20 protein-coding genes are annotated in these 20539 nt (G+C 32.8%); 17 read left to right on the top strand and 3 right to left on the bottom strand.

The window, feature by feature from the left end; all coding sequences use genetic code 11:
- Nucleotides 1-38: 38 nt before the first annotated feature.
- The 16 genes from gcvH (at nt 39) to tsaB (ending at nt 14040) form a co-directional block, all read left to right on the top strand.
- The gene (gene gcvH / locus DFQ09_RS11335) at nt 39-419 is read left to right on the top strand and encodes a glycine cleavage system protein GcvH (RefSeq protein WP_115810411.1); all 381 of its coding nucleotides are present in this window, start codon (nt 39-41) and stop codon (nt 417-419) included.
- A 4-nt stretch (nt 420-423) separates the two neighbouring features.
- On the top strand, nt 424-774 hold the full coding sequence (locus DFQ09_RS11330) for a VanZ family protein (protein ID WP_179349151.1): 351 nt from the start codon (nt 424-426) through the stop codon (nt 772-774).
- Between the two features lie 66 nt (nt 775-840).
- The gene (locus tag DFQ09_RS11325; RefSeq protein WP_115810407.1) at nt 841-1569 is read left to right on the top strand and encodes an energy transducer TonB; all 729 of its coding nucleotides are present in this window, start codon (nt 841-843) and stop codon (nt 1567-1569) included.
- Nucleotides 1570-1688: 119 nt separating this feature from the next.
- Entirely contained in the window at nt 1689-2489 is an 801-nt protein-coding gene (locus DFQ09_RS11320; protein ID WP_115810404.1) for an energy transducer TonB, read from the top strand.
- Nucleotides 2490-2610: 121 nt separating this feature from the next.
- Nucleotides 2611-4719: a gliding motility protein RemB gene (locus DFQ09_RS11315; protein ID WP_115810402.1), complete on the top strand. Its 2109-nt coding sequence runs from the start codon at nt 2611-2613 to the stop codon at nt 4717-4719.
- Between the two features lie 184 nt (nt 4720-4903).
- The gene (cyoE, locus tag DFQ09_RS11310; RefSeq protein WP_115810400.1) at nt 4904-5797 is read left to right on the top strand and encodes a heme o synthase; all 894 of its coding nucleotides are present in this window, start codon (nt 4904-4906) and stop codon (nt 5795-5797) included.
- Nucleotides 5798-6397 carry a cytochrome c oxidase subunit 3 gene (locus DFQ09_RS11305; RefSeq protein WP_115810398.1) on the top strand — a complete coding sequence of 200 codons (600 nt, stop codon included), beginning with the start codon at nt 5798-5800 and terminating at the stop codon, nt 6395-6397.
- Nucleotides 6398-6434: 37 nt separating this feature from the next.
- Nucleotides 6435-7436, top strand: a complete 1002-nt coding sequence (locus DFQ09_RS11300; protein WP_115810396.1) for a cytochrome c oxidase subunit 3 — start codon at nt 6435-6437, stop codon at nt 7434-7436.
- Nucleotides 7437-7549: 113 nt separating this feature from the next.
- A complete protein-coding gene (locus DFQ09_RS11295) occupies nt 7550-7996 on the top strand; it encodes a cytochrome C oxidase subunit IV family protein (RefSeq protein WP_115810394.1) in 447 nt (148 codons plus the stop codon).
- A 156-nt stretch (nt 7997-8152) separates the two neighbouring features.
- Nucleotides 8153-8872, top strand: a complete 720-nt coding sequence (locus DFQ09_RS11290; RefSeq protein WP_115810392.1) for a hypothetical protein — start codon at nt 8153-8155, stop codon at nt 8870-8872.
- The gene (locus DFQ09_RS11285) at nt 8865-9632 is read left to right on the top strand and encodes an SCO family protein (protein WP_115810390.1); all 768 of its coding nucleotides are present in this window, start codon (nt 8865-8867) and stop codon (nt 9630-9632) included. Before DFQ09_RS11290 ends, DFQ09_RS11285 begins: the two co-directional genes overlap by 8 nt.
- Nucleotides 9633-9634: 2 nt before the next feature.
- Nucleotides 9635-10180 (top strand): DUF420 domain-containing protein, encoded by a 546-nt coding sequence (locus DFQ09_RS11280; RefSeq protein ID WP_181897173.1) that lies wholly within the window; start codon nt 9635-9637, stop codon nt 10178-10180.
- A gap of 2 nt (nt 10181-10182) precedes the next feature.
- On the top strand, nt 10183-10425 hold the full coding sequence (locus tag DFQ09_RS11275) for a hypothetical protein (RefSeq protein WP_115810388.1): 243 nt from the start codon (nt 10183-10185) through the stop codon (nt 10423-10425).
- Nucleotides 10426-10595: 170 nt separating this feature from the next.
- Complete coding sequence (locus tag DFQ09_RS11270; RefSeq protein WP_115810386.1) at nt 10596-12038, top strand: TolC family protein; 1443 nt, start codon at nt 10596-10598, stop codon at nt 12036-12038.
- Between the two features lie 2 nt (nt 12039-12040).
- On the top strand, nt 12041-13351 hold the full coding sequence (locus DFQ09_RS11265) for an efflux RND transporter periplasmic adaptor subunit (RefSeq protein ID WP_115810384.1): 1311 nt from the start codon (nt 12041-12043) through the stop codon (nt 13349-13351).
- Nucleotides 13352-13368: 17 nt separating this feature from the next.
- A complete protein-coding gene (gene tsaB / locus DFQ09_RS11260) occupies nt 13369-14040 on the top strand; it encodes a tRNA (adenosine(37)-N6)-threonylcarbamoyltransferase complex dimerization subunit type 1 TsaB (RefSeq protein ID WP_115810382.1) in 672 nt (223 codons plus the stop codon).
- Here the strand turns inward: tsaB and DFQ09_RS11255 are convergent.
- The 3 genes from DFQ09_RS11255 to DFQ09_RS11245 form a co-directional block, all read right to left on the bottom strand.
- Nucleotides 14037-14849, bottom strand: coding sequence for a mechanosensitive ion channel family protein (locus tag DFQ09_RS11255; protein WP_115810893.1), 813 nt, complete (start codon nt 14847-14849; stop codon nt 14037-14039). The genes tsaB and DFQ09_RS11255 overlap by 4 nt on opposite strands.
- Before the next feature lie 16 nt (nt 14850-14865).
- Nucleotides 14866-15567 carry a hypothetical protein gene (locus tag DFQ09_RS11250; protein WP_115810380.1) on the bottom strand — a complete coding sequence of 234 codons (702 nt, stop codon included), beginning with the start codon at nt 15565-15567 and terminating at the stop codon, nt 14866-14868.
- A gap of 867 nt (nt 15568-16434) precedes the next feature.
- Nucleotides 16435-17337 (bottom strand): NifU family protein, encoded by a 903-nt coding sequence (locus tag DFQ09_RS11245; protein WP_115810378.1) that lies wholly within the window; start codon nt 17335-17337, stop codon nt 16435-16437.
- Nucleotides 17338-17518: 181 nt separating this feature from the next.
- Between DFQ09_RS11245 and DFQ09_RS11240 the strand changes: the two genes are divergently transcribed.
- A partial coding sequence (locus DFQ09_RS11240; protein WP_245940354.1) for a choice-of-anchor L domain-containing protein occupies nt 17519-20539 on the top strand: 3021 nt, incomplete at its 3' end.

The raw sequence follows: 20539 nt of genomic DNA, 5'->3' as shown, positions 1-20539 counted from the left end.
AATTACATTTGCTTTATAAATAATATATCAAATTAAAGATGAATACACCATCAGAATTAAAGTACACTAAAGACCACGAATGGATCAAAATTGAAGGAGATATCGCTACAATTGGTATTACCGATTTCGCTCAAAGCGAATTAGGTGATATTGTTTATGTAGAAGTTGATACTTTAGACGAAACATTAGAAGTTGAAGAGGTATTTGGTACCGTGGAAGCTGTTAAAACAGTTTCAGATTTATTCTTGCCACTATCAGGAGAGATTATTGAATTTAATGAAGGTTTAGAAGATGAACCTGAAAAAGTGAACTCGGACCCTTATGGTGACGGTTGGATGATTAAATTAAAAATTTCAGATGCATCTCAAATCGATGATTTGTTATCTGCGGATGATTATAAAGCACTTATCAGTGGTTAAAAAAATGCTTTTACTCGTGTCAATAGCTTATTCATTGACATTAGTTATTGCGAGTTTAATTACGTTAAATGGTGTGCCTAGTTTAGGCTCTTCATTCGATGATAAGATTTATCATATTGTTGCTTACTTAGGTTTAACATTATTATGGGGACTTTATGTTAAACATTTTAAAAAATCCCAATTACTTTATATCGTTTGTTTCGCTGCTATTTTTCTTGGCTTTATGCTAGAATTGTTGCAGTACTTCGTTAATCCTAATAGAACTTACGATACTTATGATTTAATAGCAAATAGTATTGGTGCTATATTTGGTACGTTAATTGTAAGTAAAATAATTAGATATAAATTAAATTAACCTAAAGCCTTGTTTATTTTACTATTATTTAGTTAAATTAGCGATGTTGTATTAAAAAATTATATTATGAAACCTAAAAAGAACCACAAATCGGATGTAAGTAGAAACAGTTCACTGTTTTTTGCTGTTGGTCTTGCCTTAATGATGGGTATAACTTACATGGCTATTAATTATAAAACTTACGATAAAGTTGACGTTATTGCTGACTCGTTAAATTTAGATGACGAATTAGACGAAGAAGTGCCAATTACAGAACAAATTGTAACTCCACCACCACCACCACCACCGCCACCAGCAGCACCAGAAATTATTGAAGTTGTTGAAGATGAAGTAGAGATAGAGGAAACGGTGATAGAGTCAACTGAAACTGAAATGGAAACAGAAATTGTGGAAGTTGAGGAAGTTGAAGTAGCAGAAGTGGAAGAAGATTTAGAAGTACCATTCTCAGTTATTGAAAATGTTGCTGTTTTTCCAGGTTGTGAAAAAGAAAAAGGAAATGCGGCTAAAAAAGCGTGTATGAACGATAAAGTCAATAGGTTTATTGGTAAAAAGTTTAATACGGATTTAGCTGGAGATTTAGGATTACCACCTGGTAAGAAAAGAATCTTTGTTCAGTTTAAAGTTGATAAATCTGGTAATATAACAAGTATTGTAGCTCGTGGTCCACATCCAGGTCTAGAGAAAGAAGCAAAACGTGTTATAGGTCAATTACCTAAAATGCAACCAGGTAAACAAAGAGGTAAAGCGGTGGTAATGCCATTCTCAATTCCTATTGTTTTCCAAGTACAAGACTAAGACGAAATAGTAATATTTCTTAATATAAAAATCCCGTTCAAACTTAATTGAGCGGGATTTTCGTTTTGGTATGCTTATTGTGACTTTGACATAATATTAACATTTAAACCTTAAATATTATGAAAAATTCTAAAAATGACTTCGGTGTTGCTGGTCAGAGCGCCACTGAAGCAAAGAAACCACAAAAGCATGATGCAAATTTACAAAAAAACTCAAGCCTTTATTTTCAAATTGGGCTGATTCTTTGTCTATTGGGTACTTATGCTCTTTTTGAAATGCAGTTTCAAGACAAAGTAATTAGTATTGACACTTTAAACGACAATGAATTAGCGGTTATTGATGTTATGCCTTCGGTAATGCCTGAGGTAATTCAACCTGAAAAAACAGAACCAGTAGTTGACAGGAGTACAAATCTAATTGATGAATACGAAGAAGTTGATAATGATAAAGATGTCGCTGAGAGTAAAATTATAACTCCAGAAAAAATAAAACCTAAAACGAAACCATTTGTACCTAGTAGTCTTCCAGATACTGAGGATCCTGAAGATGACGATATCTTTGTGCCGTTTACCTTAATTGAAAAGGTGCCTGTATATCCAGGTTGTGAGAAATACACTAATAATAACGACCGAAAAAAATGCATGTCGGACAAAATCACCAAATTAATAGGAAAAAAATTTAATGTAGATGTCGGTTCGCAATATGGTATTTCAGGAAGACAAAAAATAGCTACGCAGTTTACAATTGATAAATTTGGGAATGTTACTGATATTAAAATTAGAGGACCACATCCTGCTTTAGAAAAAGAAGCAAACAGAGTTATTAATAAGATTCCTAAAATGGAACCAGGCTTACAACGTCAAGTTCCTGTTGGTGTAATTTACACATTACCTATCATTTTTGATTCTAGAAACTATTAGAACAAGAAGTTTGTAAAATCCCAAACCGCTATTTTCAGAATAGCGGTTTTTTTATACAACAATAGGTTTACAGGTTACTAAAAAATTTAAGTATCTTTCGCCCATTAAAATTAAGTCCTTTATGAAGCGCATTGTGCTATTTGCTATTCTGTTAACGACCACTTTTGGTTATACTCAAACCTTATTAACTTACGAAAAGTCTCCTGTTTTTCAGCAATGTGATTCTGTTGCTGTAGATCAGTTGAAATCGTGTTTCAACTTTACATTAAATACCTTTATTTACGAAAATTTTGAAATACCTCAAATCGTATCAGACGAGTCTTATGTAGGTGACGTTAAGATATTATTTGAAGTTAATAAAGAAGGAGAGTTTAAAGCGATCTATACAGATGCTATTTATGAAGAATTAAAAACAGAAAGCAAGCGTGTTTTCGATTTACTTCCAAAAATACAACCTGCAACCTATAACGGTAATCCAACATTTGTTCAATATAGCATTAGTATTGCCATTCCATTAACCCAGCCTGTTGAGGAAATTTTAAAGCCTACTGACGAAATTAAACTTACAGAAAAAGACAGTCTTAATGCTATCTTATCTAATGAATTTGATAACGTTGATAAAGCGATAACGGATTACGAAAAATTAGAATACAGTAGTGAGTTAAATGTGCCTTTTACACATTCGTATTACGCACGTTTCGATGACGAAATGAATGCTATTGGGACTAATAGTCATACTGCTGCTAAACCTTTTGTGTATAGTGATGTGGCAAGATATTACGATATTAAAGCAGAAAAGGAAAGCTTAGCAAAAGATACTGATACATGGATCGGTAGAAAAGTGTTCAATGAACATTTAGTAGAAATACAAAGTGAAAATTATTGGTTTACAGTAGATCCTATATTAGATCTACAAGTTGGTAAAGATACCGAAGCCGACTTTAATTCCACTTGGAATAATACACGTGGTGTTAATATACAAGCCGGCTTAGGTAAACGTTTTAATTTAACAGCTTCTGTATATGAGAGTCAAGGTCGTTTTGCAGATTATTTTAATCAATATGCAGAAAGCTTAAAAGCTTTTGGTCCAGATCCGGCAATAATTCCGGGTCGAGGCATTGGAAAACGTTTTAAAGAGGATTCTTATGATTATCCAGTAGCTGAAGCCTATATGTCTTATACTCCTGCCGATTTTTTAAATGTTCAATTTGGTCACGGAAAAAACTTTATAGGAGATGGGTATCGTTCTTTGTTGCAAAGTGATGTTTCAAGTCCTTATCCGTTCTTAAAATTGAATGCTACGTTCTGGAAAATAAAATATACCAGTACTTGGATGTGGTTAAAAGATGTTAGGGATGACGTTATTGTAGATAAAGCATTTTTGACTAAATACATGGCGAATCATTACTTAAGTTGGAATGTTTCTAAGCGCTTAAACATTGGATTATTTGAATCCGTAGTTTGGTCAGATACCAACGGAAGAGGTTTTGATGTTAATTATTTAAATCCAATTATATTCTTTAGAGCTATTGAATTTCAAACAGGTCAAGGAGCCGGAAATGCGATTCTTGGTCTGTCTTCTAAATATAAATGGAATAATAAAGTGAATCTTTATGGGCAGTTTATTTTAGATGAATTTTCATTAAGTGAGGTTAAAGCAGGTGAAAAGAGTTGGAAAAACAAATTCGGATTTCAGTTGGGGGCGAAGTATTTTAATGCCTTTAAGGTTGATAACTTATTGCTTCAAGCAGAATACAACCGTGTGAGACCATATACTTATTCGCATAATACTCAGGTTCTTAATTATGCGAATTTTAATCAGCCAATGGCACACCTTTGGGGAGCTAATTTTAGAGAATTAGTCTTAATTGGTCGTTATAATTATAAGCGTTGGTTTGGTGATGCAAAGTTTATCATTGGGCAACGTGGTTTCGATTTTAACACCGATGAAGATAGTTTTTCTTACGGAGGTGATATTTATAGAGATTATAATGATCGTAACGCTGATACGGGAATAAAAATTGGACAAGGAAATAAAACCAATAGTTTTATGACTGAGATACAGGCGGGCTATTTATTAAACCCTGCAACCAACTTAAAATTGTTTACTAATATTATATACAGAGATTTTAATCCAGATGCAATAACAGCATCAACGAAAGATTCTAATACCCTTTGGTTTAGTGTTGGGCTACGCACGGACTTATTCAACTGGTATAATGATATATAAAAAGAGTTTTCTTTATAGTTCTAAGCTTATATAATTTATTTTAATTTCATATTAGTAATGCTGTTTTTGCTAGGCGCTAAACATGCTACGTTTGTATATTAATAAAACTAAAGTTTAACGTTGGTCAGAATCAATTTTCAAACTATCTTTGCTGTCGCTTTTAAAAGAAACAAAATAGCATAGTTTGAGTTATACAAAATCTTCGATATCAACAGCTTCTGTGATAACAGATTTCAAGGAAATTACCAAGATGGGATTGTCCCTGAGTGTTGTTTTTTCCTCTATTGCTGGCTATTTTCTTGGCGCAGAAACAATAAGTTTTACTACAATTGCATTGCTTGCTTTTGGTGGCTACTTTATGGTTGGAGCATCTAATGCTTATAACCAAATCATTGAGCGCGAATTAGATGCGCTAATGGATAGAACCAAAAACAGACCAATTCCTGCAGGTAGAATGTCGGTAAATACGGCTTTTATAATTGCAACAACGTTTACTATTTTAGGTTTAATTACATTATATATTATTAACCCTAAAACAGCCATGTATGGTGCTATTTCCATCTTTTTATATACAAGTGTATACACACCGTTAAAAACAAAAACGTCTTTAGCTGTGTTTGTTGGTGCGTTGCCAGGAGCCATCCCATTTATGTTAGGCTGGGTTGCTGCTCGTAATGCCTTTGGTATTGAAGCAGGAACTCTATTTGCTATTCAGTTTTTTTGGCAATTTCCACATTTTTGGTCTATAGGTTGGTTTTTACACGAAGATTATAAAAAAGGAGGTTTCCACATGTTACCTACCGGAAGCCCAGATAAAGGAACTGCTGTACAAATCATAATGTATAGTGTTTGGACGGTTATTGTATCTATAATTCCAGTATTAGGATTTACAGGCGATTTAAAATTATCAATTGTAGGAGCTATTCTAGTCTTTATACTTGGTTTAGTAATGTTGGTTTATGCGATTAGATTATTTAAAGAACGTTCCATAAAAGCAGCAAAACAACTCATGCTATCTAGTGTGTTTTATATTACGTTATTGCAAATTATATATGTTGCAGATAAATTTTTAAGATAAATGGATTTAACACAAGGCACACAGCAGGTTAAGAAGGCACGATCTAAAAAGATGATGCTATGGTTTGGTATTGGTTCTTTAATTATGTCATTTGCTGGCTTAATTAGTGCTTTTATTGTGAGTAGTAAACAACGACTTAATGAAGATTGGTTAATTGAATTTCAATTGCCGAATGCCTTTTTTGTGAGTTTAGTACTTATTCTATTAAGTAGCTTAACTTTTATTTTAGGGAAACGCGCATTAGAACAAAATAAAATGCAAATGGTAACGGTCTGGTTATTTGTTACCCTAGGATTGGGTATTGCATTCGTTTACAGTCAGTTTGCTGGTTTTGGTGAAATTATAATGTCGGGTTATTATTTTACAGGACCAACGAGTAATATCACAATGTCATACATTTATGTCATAGCAATATTGCATATAGCGCACGTCATTGCTGGTCTAATATGTCTGATTGTTGTAATTTATAATCATTTTAAACAAAAGTATAACTCCAACAATATGTTGGGTTTTGAACTAGCTGCCAATTTTTGGCATTTCGTAGATATGCTTTGGCTTGTGCTCTTTTTGTTTTTATATTTTTTTAGATATATAATTTGATTATTTTTGTCCAATCTTAAAAATTTAAATAAATTCTATGGATTCTACAGTAGCTAGTACTGGTACAGAAGAAAAAACTTGGGGTGGTGGCAATAAGCCGCTCAAAGCAAGTTACGGAAAAATGATGATGTGGTTTTTCATTGTATCTGATGCATTAACATTTTCAGGTTTCTTGGCCGCTTACGGTTTTTCGAGATTTAAGTTTATAAACGAATGGCCAATTGCGGATGAAGTGTTTACACACGTACCGTTTTTACATGGTCAAGAATTGCCAATGATATATGTGGCATTTATGACGTTTATACTTATTATGTCGTCGGTAACAATGGTATTAGCAGTGGATGCTGGTCATCATATGAATAAAGCCAAAGTGACGATATATATGTTCTTAACCATTATTGGTGGAGCGATATTCGTTGGTTCTCAGGCTTGGGAATGGGCAACATTTATTCAAGGCGATTATGGTGCTGTTCAAACTAAAGGTGGTAACATTTTGCAGTTTGGTGAGTATGTAACCGTTGATGGTGAAGAGAAATTCAAACGTGTATCAATTGAAGATTTAGCTATAGCGCAAGCAAGTGATCGTGTTGATCATGAGCGTAAAAATGGACTTTGGTTTGTAGATGAAGGGACGTTGCCTCCTTATACTGTTAATGAAATATATGCAGGTTTAGTTGCTAATGAAAATGTTTTAGTAAGAAACCAGTTTATAGATGAGGATGGTCATAAAACAGTGTTATCTAGAGCAGAATCGCTTAAGCAAATAAAAGAAAATGGTAAGCTAGTAGTTAAAGGTGCTAACCTTCAGGTTAATGAATACGGTACAACATTATTTGCCGACTTCTTTTTCTTTATTACAGGTTTTCACGGTTTCCACGTATTATCTGGGGTAATAATAAATATTATTATATTCTTTAATGTAATTCTAGGAACTTACGAGCGACGCGGAAGTTATGAAATGGTAGAAAAAGTAGGTCTATATTGGCACTTTGTCGATTTAGTATGGGTATTTGTATTCACATTCTTCTATTTAGTATAAAAAGAAACGAGCATATAAAATGTTATATCGCTCAATAAAATGGTTAATAGCTAACAACAGCATGTGTCTTTTATTATATAGTAAATAGAATCACATGACATTAAGATTAAATTATGGCACACGAACATAAATTAGAAATATTTAGAGGACGTTGGAAATTTAAATCTAACACGCAAAAGATATGGGGAGTTTTAGCTTTTCTAACTTTTATAACCGTAGTAGAGGTTGTGTTGGGGATCTATAAACCAGATATGTTTATGCATACTTGGATGGACCCTATAGAAGGTGGTTTCTTTGCAACTATAGGTAATATTATTTTATCTCCTATTGTTTACATGAAGCCTTTAAACTTAATCTTTATTGTATTAACAATCATCAAAGCTTATTACATCGCATGGGATTTTATGCACTTAAGAGATGAGACTGGTAGTATGAGAAAAATGATCGTTTGGACGGGTGTTTTTCTAATATGCTACTTAATGTTTATTTTACTTCAAGAAGGTGGTTATGTCTTCAATGTTTACAACGGTGATGATGCCTTGATTAAGCATAATTTTTAAATAAAATACATAGATTTTAACTGCGCGAAAGCAAAGTGTTAAATACAATTAAAAGGTGGTTTTTCTAAACCACCTTTTCTATTTTTGTATATCAGTAATCTAAGATAGATTATTGGTAATCAATCCCATTAAAATAAGGATTTTAGGCCTCTAAAAATGAAAACAGACAAAGCAAAACGCTATATAGTTCTTGGTATATTATTCTTTTTACCTGTTGCATTTTTACTAATGCTTTATCCTGCAAAGCATAATTACGATCCCTTAAATATTGTAAATAATAATGTTTCTGATATAGAGGGTTTTATTTCTGATAGAACTGATAGTGTTGCCTTAAAAGGGCATATTACAGTTTTAGGTTTTTTAGGAAAAAGACCTTTAGATAAAATGATTGCAGCTTCTAACCTTAAGGAGTTGGTTTATGATAAATTTAAAGGCTTCAAGAATTTTCAAATTGTAATCGTAGTACCTAAAGGGACTGAAAACGATATAAAAGCACTAAAGAAAGAAATTAACACTTACGAAGATTTAAAATACTGGCATTACGCTTTTGCTACGGAAGGAGAAATAAAAATGCTTTATAATACTTTAAAGTCTAAAGACAATCTAGGTGAAGATTTATCTGTAAGTGATGTTTTTATTATAGATAAAGACTTAAGTCAACGTGGCCGATTAGATGGACGAGACGAAAAGGAAGTTGAAGATAAAAAGCCAGCCTTTAGTGTGTATTCTTATAACAGTATAGAAGTAGCAGAAATAAAAAATATGATGAGTGATGATGTTCGTATTCTATTTACTGAATACCGTCAAAAAAGAGAAGGTAAATTTGAGAATTCTGATTCAAGAAGAAACAGAGAATTAAAAGAAGATAATGAGTAAAAAATCAAATTATTCGTACGTTGGAATTGCATTTGTAATTCTAGTATTTGGCATCATATTTATTCCTAAAATCATAGATCGTGTTAGCGAAGGAGATGTCATAAGAGATGAAAGCCGTAGTAAAGGTGTTTCAACTTCTAATTCTAAAGTAAAAGATACGAAACAGAATAAAAGTGATTTAGTCTATTTAGAAATAAATGGTGAAGCTAAAAAAGTACCTGAATTTAGTTTTACAAATCAGGATGGGATTACAATTACAAATAACGATTATTTAGGTAAGGTTTATGTTGTAGAGTTTTTCTTTACCACGTGTCCAACAATTTGCCCTATAATGAATAGGAATTTAGTCGGAGTTCAAAATCAGTTTGATGGATTGGAAGATTTCGGAATCGCTTCATTTACAATTTCACCTGAAATAGATACTCCCGAGGTTTTAAAAGCTTACGCAGAGAAGTATAACGTAACGAATCCTAATTGGCATTTTCTAACGGGTGATGAAAGTGCTATTTATAAATTGGCAAATGAAGGCTTTAATCTTTATACGGCTAAGGACGATAGTGTAGAAGGGGGTTTTGAACACTCAGGAAACTTTGCTTTAATAGATAAAGAAGGTTATATAAGATCTAGAACAGATGATTTTGGAAACCCTAAGATTTTCTATAATGGATTAATTTCAGAAGAAATAGGTGTTGATGAAGATGGAATCCCTCAAGAAATAACGATTTTAAAAGAAGATATTGCTAAGTTGTTAAAGGAATAGTTATGGATAAAGTGGATCATGTAAAAGCTAAGAAGTATAATAAATGGATTATTGTTTTATCAATAATTATTCCAGTTGTAGTTGCTATTTTATCACGGGTTAAATTACAAGATTTGGGTTACGATGTTCAACCTCTAACTTTTTTGCCACCCATTTATGCTACTATAAATGGATTTACCGCGTTACTCTTGATATTAGCCTTTATGGCAATTAAGAAAAAAAACATTGTACTTCATGAAAACTTAATGACAACATCCGTGTGGACGTCTGTCATTTTTCTTATCATGTATGTTGCTTATCATATGACGTCTGATTCTACACAATTTGGAGGTGAAGGTGCAATTAAATACATCTATTACTTTATTCTTATTACCCACATTGTATTATCTATTGTTATTATTCCTTTTGTATTGATTACTTACGTAAGAGGAATCACTAATGACATAGAACGTCATAGAAAAATAGCTAGAATTACATTTCCAATGTGGTTGTATGTCGCCGTAACTGGTGTTGTAGTTTACCTTATGATTTCACCTTATTATATCTAATTATGGGACGTAAGATTTTATTGTCTATTATCGCTTTACTTTTCTTTCTAAAAACAAATGCACAATGCGCTATGTGTAGAGCTGTTTTAGAAAGTGGGGAAGATCAAAATATGGCCGAAGGTATTAATGATGGTATCGTTTTCTTAATGGCTGTGCCTTATATTTTGGTTGGTGCTCTTGGTTTTATTATTTACAGAAAATTCAGTAAACCAGATAAAACAGAAAATGCAAATCAAAGTTTGTAACATTTCTGGCAATTTGTAGTCTTATGAATAGAGTTAAGGTAAAGTCAATTAGTCTATGAGATTTAGGATTTCACCATACTTCTAAAAAATAAGCGTATTAATAGACGCTAAACAAGAATTTTTTTTAATTAAGTGTAACACTTAAGGGGTTACATAGACCAATAAGCATCATGAAAAAATCAATCATAATAGTATTGCTTCTTTTTGGGGTTTTAGCACAAGGACAAAATAAAAAATGGACCTTAAAAGAATGTGTAGAATATGCCTTAGAAAATAATATTTCTGTTAAACAAAGTGCGTTAGATTTAGAGCTTGCAGATGTAGATAAACTTACAGCGAAAGGTAATTTTTTACCATCACTTAGCGCTAGTGGTGGAGTCTCAGAAAATACAGGTTTAAGTTTTAACCCTGTAACAAATAATGCGCAAACCACCACTTTTTTATCTGTTACAGGTAGAATTAATGTAGGTTATACATTGTTTGATGGACTTAGAAATTTTAGACAATTGCAGCGCGCAGACATCTCTAAAATAGCGAGTCAATATCGTTTGGATAAAATGAAAGACGATATTTCACTTTTTGTAGCTAATAACTATTTACAAGTGATATTAAATAAGGCAAATCTCGAGGTTTTTAAGTCTCAAAATGAAGTCACCAAAGCACAGATTCAAAGAACGCAAGAATTAGTTGATGCCGGATCCTTACCTAGAGGCGATCTTTTAGAGATTAAAGCAACAGATGCTAGTGAACAGCAATCTATTATTAATGCAGAAAATAGTATTCAGATTTCACTAATTAGTCTGGCACAATTATTATTAATTAAAGATTATGAAAATTTTGATATTGAAGATGAAGGCTACGACATCGTAGACGATGGTATTTCAAGTAAAAATGTATCAGAAATCGTATCCAAAGCTAAAGAAACACGTTCTGAAATTAAGATTGCAGAGCAAAATGTAGAATTAGCAAAAAAAGATTTACAGATTTCTAAAAGCGCTAATTACCCAACATTATCAGCTTTCTTTGGTTATGACACAAGATATACAGATGCAACATCGTTTATTCAACAAATAGACAGTGATAATCCAATAACCACACAACAAATAGGTACGGTTGAAGGGACAGGTCAATCTGTAGTTGCTCAGGTTCCGAATACAAGTACAGTTGTTCTTGGGGCAGACCCTTTTATAGACCAACTGTATCAAAACGATGGTATTTCTTATGGCTTGCAATTAAATATTCCTATTTTAAATGGATTTACAACTAAAGGAAATATTCAAAGAAGTAAAATTAATTTAGAGCGTTCTAAGTTTCAATTAGAACAAGCAGAATTAGATTTAGAATCTACAGTGTACCAAGCTTATGTTGATGCTAAAGGAACTTTAAAATCTTATGAAGCAGCAAAATTAGCTGTAGAATCTCAAGAATTAGCTTACGATTACGCTAAAGAACGTTATGATGTTGGTCTAACCAATGCTTTCGATTTTAGCCAGTCTAAGCTTAGATATGACAACGCTAATATCGAATTAAATCGTGCTAAATACGATTACATATTTAAGTTAAAGGTTCTCGAATTGTATTTCGGAATTCCAGCAACTGAACTAAAGTTTTAATTATGAGCAAAACAGTAAAAATTATTATCGGACTTTTCATTGTAGGACTATTAGTCGTAGTTGCAGGATCTAAAATGGGATGGTTTGGTGAAAAAGGAGATTTTAAAGAAGTCACTATTAAAGAAGTGACTTTAAAAGATATTGTTGAAACCGTATCTGCTACAGGAAAGATTCAGCCAGAAGTAGAAGTGAAAATATCTTCAGAAGTATCAGGTGAAATTTTAGAGTTACCATTCAAAGAAGGTCAAGAAGTTAAGAAAGGTGATTTGTTAGTTCGTGTAAATCCAGATTTAATTCAGTCTGCAGTAAGTAGAACTCAGGCGTCGTATCAAAATGTAAGAGCAGGTTTAGAACAAGCAGAGGCTAATTTAAAACAAGCCAAAGCTGATTACGAGAGAAACCAAACTCTTTTTAACAAAGGCGTTATTTCTAAATCAGAATGGGACCGTTCTATTGCAGCTTATGAAACTGCTGTTGCTGGTAAAAGTTCTGCTTATTACAGTGTGCAAAGTGCTGCAGCTACAGTAAATGAAGCTAAAGACAATTTAAGTAGAACAACGATTTATTCTCCAATGACAGGTACAATTTCACTCTTAAGTGTAGAGTTAGGTGAACGTGTGGTTGGCACGCAACAAATGGCAGGTACACCAATTTTGAGTGTAGCTAACCTAAAGAATATGGAAGTTGAAGTTGATGTGAATGAAAATGACATTGTAAAAGTAAACATTGGTGATTCTACAATTGTTGAAGTTGATGCTTACTTAAAGAAACAATTTAAAGGAGTTGTTACGGCTATTGCCAATTCAGCTGCTGGTACTTTAGCTGCAGATCAGGTGACTAATTTTAAAGTTAAAGTTAGAATAATAGAAGAGTCTTATAAAGATTTAACTGAAGGGAAACCTGAAACATATTCACCTTTTAGGCCAGGAATGACTGCTACTGTAGACATCATTACAAAAACTAGAAAAGATGCTATTTCGGTACCCATCAGTGCCATTGTGATTAAAACAGATACGAGCTCAACCAAAAAGACATACGAAAAAACAACAACTGTAGATACAGGAGATTATGATACTGAAGAGCAAAAATTTGAATGCGTATTTGTAAACGAAAATGGCAAAGCCAAACTGAGAGTTATTAAGACAGGTATTCAAGATGATACAAATATTGAAATCGTTTCAGGATTAACTAAAGATGATGAAATCATTACAGGACCATACATTATGGTTTCTAAAAACCTTAGCCCAGGAGATTTAATTCAAGTAAAAAATAAAAGTTCCTTAGAAGCTTCTGACGTTAAAAGCGAGGAATAAAAAACACCAATTAGCTAATGGCATTAGTGCTAAATATAGAAACAGCAACTACAAATTGTTCAGTCTCTCTATCCAAGGATGGAGAGACTTTAGTTTTAAAAGAAGATAATAGTTTAGGCTATTCTCATGCAGAGACTTTACATCTTTTTATAGATGAAGTTTTTAAGATTTCAAAAATTAAACCTTCTGAAATAGATGCTGTAGCCGTGAGTAAAGGACCTGGTTCTTATACAGGCTTACGCATAGGTGTGTCTTCAGCAAAAGGGTTGTGTTTCGCATTAAATAAACCATTAATAGCTATTTCAACGTTAGAAAGTTTAGCGCATCAAGTAACCATTGCTGATGGGTTTATTGTTTCGATGTTAGATGCCCGACGTATGGAAGTGTATTCAGCAATCTATAATTCAAATTTAGAATTGCATAGAGAAATAGAAGCTGAAATTATCACAGAAGAGAGTTTTAGCGCGCTTTTAAAGGATCATAAAGTTTATTTTGTAGGAAATGGTGTAGAAAAGACTAAAAGCCTAATTCAGCATCCTAATGCTGTATTTGTAGATGGAAAATTACCTTCTGCAAATCAGATGGCTTCTTTAGCAGAAAATAAGCACAAAAAAAGCGACACCGAAGATGTCGCTTATTTTGAACCTTATTATTTAAAGGATTTTGTAGCTTTAAAAAAGAAAGCTTAACCTTCTTTTTGTATTTCTACTTGATGTGGGTAAGGTATATCAATACCAGCCGCATCTAATGCTTCTTTGGTTTGTTCTGTGATATCAAATTTTACAGCCCAATAATCAGGTGTGTTAACCCAAACTCTAGTGAAAAAGTTAATTGAGCTATCCGCTAATTCAGATACGTTAATGGCTGGTGCCGGATCCTGAAGTATTAGAGGATGTTTTTGTATAACGGCTAAAATCACCTCTTTAGTTTTTTTAATGTCAGAATCGTAGCCTACGCCAAATGTCCAATCTACGCGTCGTTTATCTTCTGTTGAAAAGTTTATTATATTACCATTAGAAAGACTTCCATTAGGAATAATAATTTCTTTGTTGTCTGGTGTTAATAACTTGGTGGTAAAGATTTCAATTTCTTTAACGGTTCCAGCTTCACCTTGTGCTTCGATATAATCGCCTAATTTAATTGGCTTAAATATCATAAGTAAAACACCGCCTGCAAAATTAGCTAAAGACCCTTGTAAAGCTAAACCAATAGCCAAACCAGCAGCAGCAATAATAGCAGCAAATGAGGTTGTTTCAACACCCACTGTACTTAATACGACAATAATGAGAAGAATTTTTAAAACCCAACTAATAAGATTTAATAAGAATTTTTTTAGGCTTTCGTCATAATCACCTTTATTCAATGCTTTTTTAGCACCTTTTAATAGCATTTTAATTGCCCAGCCACCAATAATCCATATAAGTATAGCTCCAATAACTTTTGGGCCAAACTCAATAATAAAATTGTAACCTTCGTCAATCCATTTTTGTGTGTCCATGTTCATTTAGTTTATATTATAAAGTATTAATGTACTCAAATAAAGTAATTAAATCTTCATGATCTTTAAGGTTAATTCTATTTTTTTTTATATAAGTTTTGAGCTTATCTGAATGTGCAGGAAATGATTTTAAAAAATCTTTACGTTTTTGAGGTAATAAGGATACTTTATTATCTTGTTTATAATAGTAAACATCATTTGCTCTTTTATATTCCGCAGGTTTTTCTTTAGCATAACTACTAACTGCTGGCTTTTTTTCGTAGAATTTTACGATTTCTTCTTGTAATAGAGTTAAAGATTCAGTCTCTTTTAATACAACAAGAAAACCTTGCTTTGATATACCTTCTTTATTTATGTAATTATAGGTTTTATAAGTTTTGCTATCTGAAGTAAATGTTATTGTCATGTCTTCAGAATTATTCAATGCAATCGTGTCGTTTTCGCGTTTAATCTGCATTTCACCTAAATTTGCATTATATCTTGCTTGATAAAGGCGGTCCCCAAATTTATCGAGTTTTACTAGTTCAAATGATTCTTTTATAAAAGGAGAACCTACAGCATTAGATAATTTGTTATTATTAAGTTGTCCAGCAGATTGCATACGGTCTAAATCGCGTGCACGCATACTCTCACTAGCGATTGTATTCTGTGCGTAGCTTATTTCTGTAGCGCATAAGCTTAATAAAATTATAGGAATGAGAAGTTTAATACGTGTCATAATTTATTTAAAGGTTTAATTTTTTAATTAATGTTAAATTTAATAATATTCCTATTCAAGGTTATAATGTTTTTTAAAACATAAACCCGTCAAATATTATTATCGCTTTATGAAATGCTTTATTGCAATGTTCCCTAACTTTTATGAGTTTAGAAAAATGTCATTGACTTTATAGATAATGAAAATCTAGTTTTTTTAATATCAAGTTAGCGAAACTAATAAATTTTCATCAGTTATAAAATTTCAAGGTTAGATTTAACATTAGCAATATTTACTGTCGCAAACAGGCTTAAAAAACATTTACCTTAATTCTAATTTGTCTAATGAAACATTACTTTATAAAAAACCTTTATTATTTAGAAATAGAAGATAATTAAGAGACTATTTTCATTTTTTAAGTCTTGAATTTTAATGTATGACTTTGGCTTTATCTCGTTCTTTGGAAAGGAATTTAGAAATTGTTCTTTTATTTATAGAGCAAAACTCGAATACTTTTTTATAACAACTAAACATTTGAGTGAGCATCTGTATACATTTATTGGCTTTAATATTGCCATCAGCAATATATCCATTACTGAATATTATATCCTTAGAATTTTCTGATTTTAAAGATAGAAACTTGTCTGTAATGTAAGGGGCGACTTTTGTTAAAGTGGTTTTACTTCAATTTTAATAGTGGTTTATACCTTGGCTAAATCTAAAATTTGGTTTTGCGAAGAAAACTTTATCACTGCAATATGGAGCTATCCAGAATGCAATCAAGTTTTTTTAAATGCAATTTGAGATCTAATGCTCTAGCCCTGATTTGCACATTGAGTCATTATAATATCTAATTTAAGATTAGTCCTCTTTTAAAGTTAACGAATTTTAACCATTTATAGCGTTTACGCTAATAGAATTGTCATTCAGCATATCTTTCAACATAGTCTCAATACCATTTTTAAGAGTGAAAGTTGATGATGGGCAGCCACTACAAGCTCCTTGTAATAACACTTCAACTTTTTTGGTGGCTTCATCGTAAGATATAAATTCAATATTTCCTCCATCGCTTTCAACAGCTGGCTTAATGTATTCTTCTAAAATATTTATAATATTTTTTGAAATATCATCTAAAGCTTCGAATTTTTGCTCAATAGCTTCTTCTGTTTTTTTCAACTGTTTCGGAGCATCATCATTTAAAATGGTTTTTCCATCTTCAACATAAGATTTTAAAAACTCTCGCAATTGAAGTGTGATCTCTTCCCATTCTATAATATCAAACTTAGTAATAGAAATGAAATTCTTTTCCATGTAAATATTCTTCACAAATGGAAATTGGAATAAAGCTGTCGCTAAAGGAGATGGCTTAGCGTCTTCAATTGAGGTAAACTCATATAAATTTGGCACTAACACTTTGTTACATACAAATTTTAATACACCAGGATTAGGTGTGCTTTCTGCATATACAGTTACCGCAGCCTTAGGTTTTATAGCATCTTCACTTACTACAATATCATTTTTAGATAAATAATCTTCAATTTGTTGCGCAACTTCATTTTCTACATCTTTCCATTCAACGATATTGTAACGTTCTATGGCTATAAAATTTGAAGCGATATATACTTTTTTAACAAATGGAAGGTAAAATAATTGCTGAGCCAAAGGAGAATGTTTGGCGTCGTCTATGTTGTTGAACTCGAAACTATTATGATTGGTTAAAAATCGATCAGCCTCAAATTTCTTAATGGCGTCGTTAGAAGTAGAGACTATGGAAATCTTAGTTTGTGACATCTTTTTTATTTGCAAAAGTATGAAATATCAAGCTTAAAAGTTCAACCTTTAGATGATGTTTTATAACTATAAATAAAGTCAATTGATATAATTTGACTAAATTTCGTGTTCAACCAAATTTACGCGGCGTTTTTTGTTTTAACTCATAAGTTTTAGCGTAATTGAATTGAAGTATTGAATTATGAAAAAAACCTTATGTTTTCTTGCCTTAATCATCTCTACAATTAGTTTTGCTCAAGATATATCAATGCAAAACGGAACGTTTACACGTTGTGCACCAGATAAGTTTTTTGATTCTGGCGGGGAGTATGGTAATTATGATACAGATGAAAATTTTGTAACTACTATTTGTCCAGAAAACCCAGGTGAATTTACAATTCTTGATTTTCAGTCTTTTTTTACGCAAACCGGGGATGACCAAGATGTGATGAGAATTTATGATGGTGATAACAATACTTCAGCACCATTAATAGGAACTTATTTTGGGCCTGTTGGCGCTTTCAATGTTAGAGCTTCTGAGACTAACACTTCTGGTTGCTTAACCATTGAATTTATATCCAACGCCAATGGAACTAGTCCAGGTTGGGAAGCTGATATTTTATGTGCTACAGCTTGTCAGGATATTATCGCTTCTATAGATAATACGACCCCTGCTATTAATAATGCTGGAGTTGTAGGTATTCTACCTGGGGAATCTATTGATTTTTCTGGAAGTGCAACTTTTTCCTTGGATGATACAGGTGCTACTTATGATTGGGATTTTGGAGACGGCAATGAAGCTTCTGGTACTAATGTTACCAATACTTTTGATAATCCGGGTACGTATACGGTTACTTTAATAGTTACGGATGCTAATCCACAAGAATGTACAGATACAGATACAATCACCGTTTTTGTTTTGGGATCGAATGTTGTGGTAGATCAAGATTTGTTTACTCCAGAGCAATTAATTGAAGATGTTTTAGTAAATAGTCCATGTGCATCAGTATCTAATATTATTGCCTCAACAGGAATTTCTCATAGTGCTGATGAGCCAAATGGAATCGGTTATTTTTTTAGTAATGGTACTGATTTTCCTTTTGAAGATGGTTTGTTGCTAACCAGTGGTGAAGCTAGTGATGCAGGTGGGCCTAATGATATAACTTTAAGTGAAGGAACAGGTGTTTGGCCTGGTGATGATAGCTTAGATTTAGCACTTGGTGTTGATTCTCATAATGCTAGCTCTATTCAATTCGATTTTATTCCTTTAGCGGATAGTATTAGTTTTGACTTTTTAATGGCTTCTGAGGAGTATGATATGGGGAGTTTTGAATGTGATTATTCTGATGCCTTTGCTTTCTTACTAACAGACTCCTCTGGTAATGTTTCTAATTTAGCAGTTTTACCAAATTCTAATGAACCTATTTTAGTAACTAATATACATCCTGATAATGGTGCACCGTGCGGGGGTATCAATGAGCGGTATTTTGGCGGTTATACTCCTAATGGTCAGCCCCCAATAGCATTTGATGGCAGAACACGTGTTTTTACGGCGAGCGCTTCAGTTGTTTCTGGTGAAACTTATACAATAAAATTGGTTATTGCAGATGATAGGGATAATCAATATGATTCAGGTGTTTTTATCAAAGCGGGTAGTTTCGATTTAGGTGGAAATTTAGGTGATGACATGACTATTGAACGTGGGAATGCTCCATGTGATGGTACAGAGGTTGTTTTAAATACAAGGCTAGATAACGCAAGCCATGTTTGGTATAAAGATGGAGTTGTTATTCCTGGTGAAACGTCTTCAACTATCAGTGTCACTGAGCCAGGAATCTATTTTGCTGATTTTGAATTAGAGAGTGTTTGTTCTGGTTCTGCGGATTCAATAATAGTAGAATTTAGAGATAGTCCAATCGCTGATACGGCAATAGATTTAGTGCAGTGTAGTGATTCAGGGACAGAGGAGTTCAATTTAGCGGTAAACGATACTAATATATTAGGAAGTCAAGATCCAACAAGTTTTCCTATAAGTTATCACTTATCAGAACAAGATGCCATAGATAATTTAGGGGCTTTACCAAGTCTCTATACTAATACCGCTAGTCCTCAAATCATTTGGGCACGTATAGCCGAGGTTTCACAAACTTGTTTTTCTATAACGTCATTTTCGTTAACTACAGTATTAGCTCCTACAATTAATCCTGTTGCAGATTTAGAAATCTGTGATGATATAACTAATGACGGTTTCGCTAATTTTGATTTGAGCGCACAAACATTAGATATATTAGGAGCGCAATCTCTAGCAGATTTTACGGTGACTTATCATTTAAATTTTGCAGATGCCGATTCAGGAGATAATACTTTACCTTTAGACTATACGAATACTGTAGATTCACAACCTATATTTGTTAGAGTGACGAGTTTAGGGGATACAAACTGTTATAGTGCTTCAACGTCTGCCATGTTTAATTTAGTGGTTAATAATAGAGCTTTAGCCACACCTCCCAATGATTTGGAAGTGTGTGACGACGTTAGCAATGATGGACTTGCTACTTTTGATTTAAACAGTCAAAAAGGTGTTATTCTTGGAGGGCAAGATCCAATGGTCTACGACGTCTCATTTCATACGAGCCAAGATGATGCAAATAATAATGCTGATGCGTTACCAGAGAGTTACACTAACAACACAGTAAATCTAGAAACGGTATATGTAAGGGTAGAAGATCCATTATTTCCGAGTTGTTATAGTACCACAACTTTCGATTTAATAGTTAACCCTCTACCACAATTAGTAGCACCAAGTGCTTTAGAAGTTTGTGACGATGGTACACCAGACGGTCTCACAGAAATGGACTTAAGTCTAAAGAACACAGAAATCACAGGAAACAATCCTGCGTATTCTGTAAGTTACTATGAGACTTTGGCAGAAGCAGAAACAGAAACAAATCCATTGCCAACTTTATATACTAATACAAGTAATGGACAAATCATTTTTGTACGTGTAGAAAACATCAATACAGGCTGTTTCGATACCACTAATTTAGAATTAGTAGTAGAGCAAGCGCCAATAGCTTTTACACCACAGCCACTGAGATACTGTGATCCAGACAATGATGGTTTTGGGATGTTTACACTTACGGATACTGATAATGAAATTACTGGAGGAGCCTCAGGTTTAGAGGTGACCTACCACGAAACAGAAATCAATGCAGAAAATGGA

Source organism: Winogradskyella pacifica (assembly GCF_003386275.1).
Classification (GTDB): domain Bacteria; phylum Bacteroidota; class Bacteroidia; order Flavobacteriales; family Flavobacteriaceae; genus Winogradskyella; species Winogradskyella pacifica.
The sequence above is the reverse complement of the archived record's forward strand: the minus strand, read 5'-3'. Positions and strand labels throughout refer to the sequence as shown.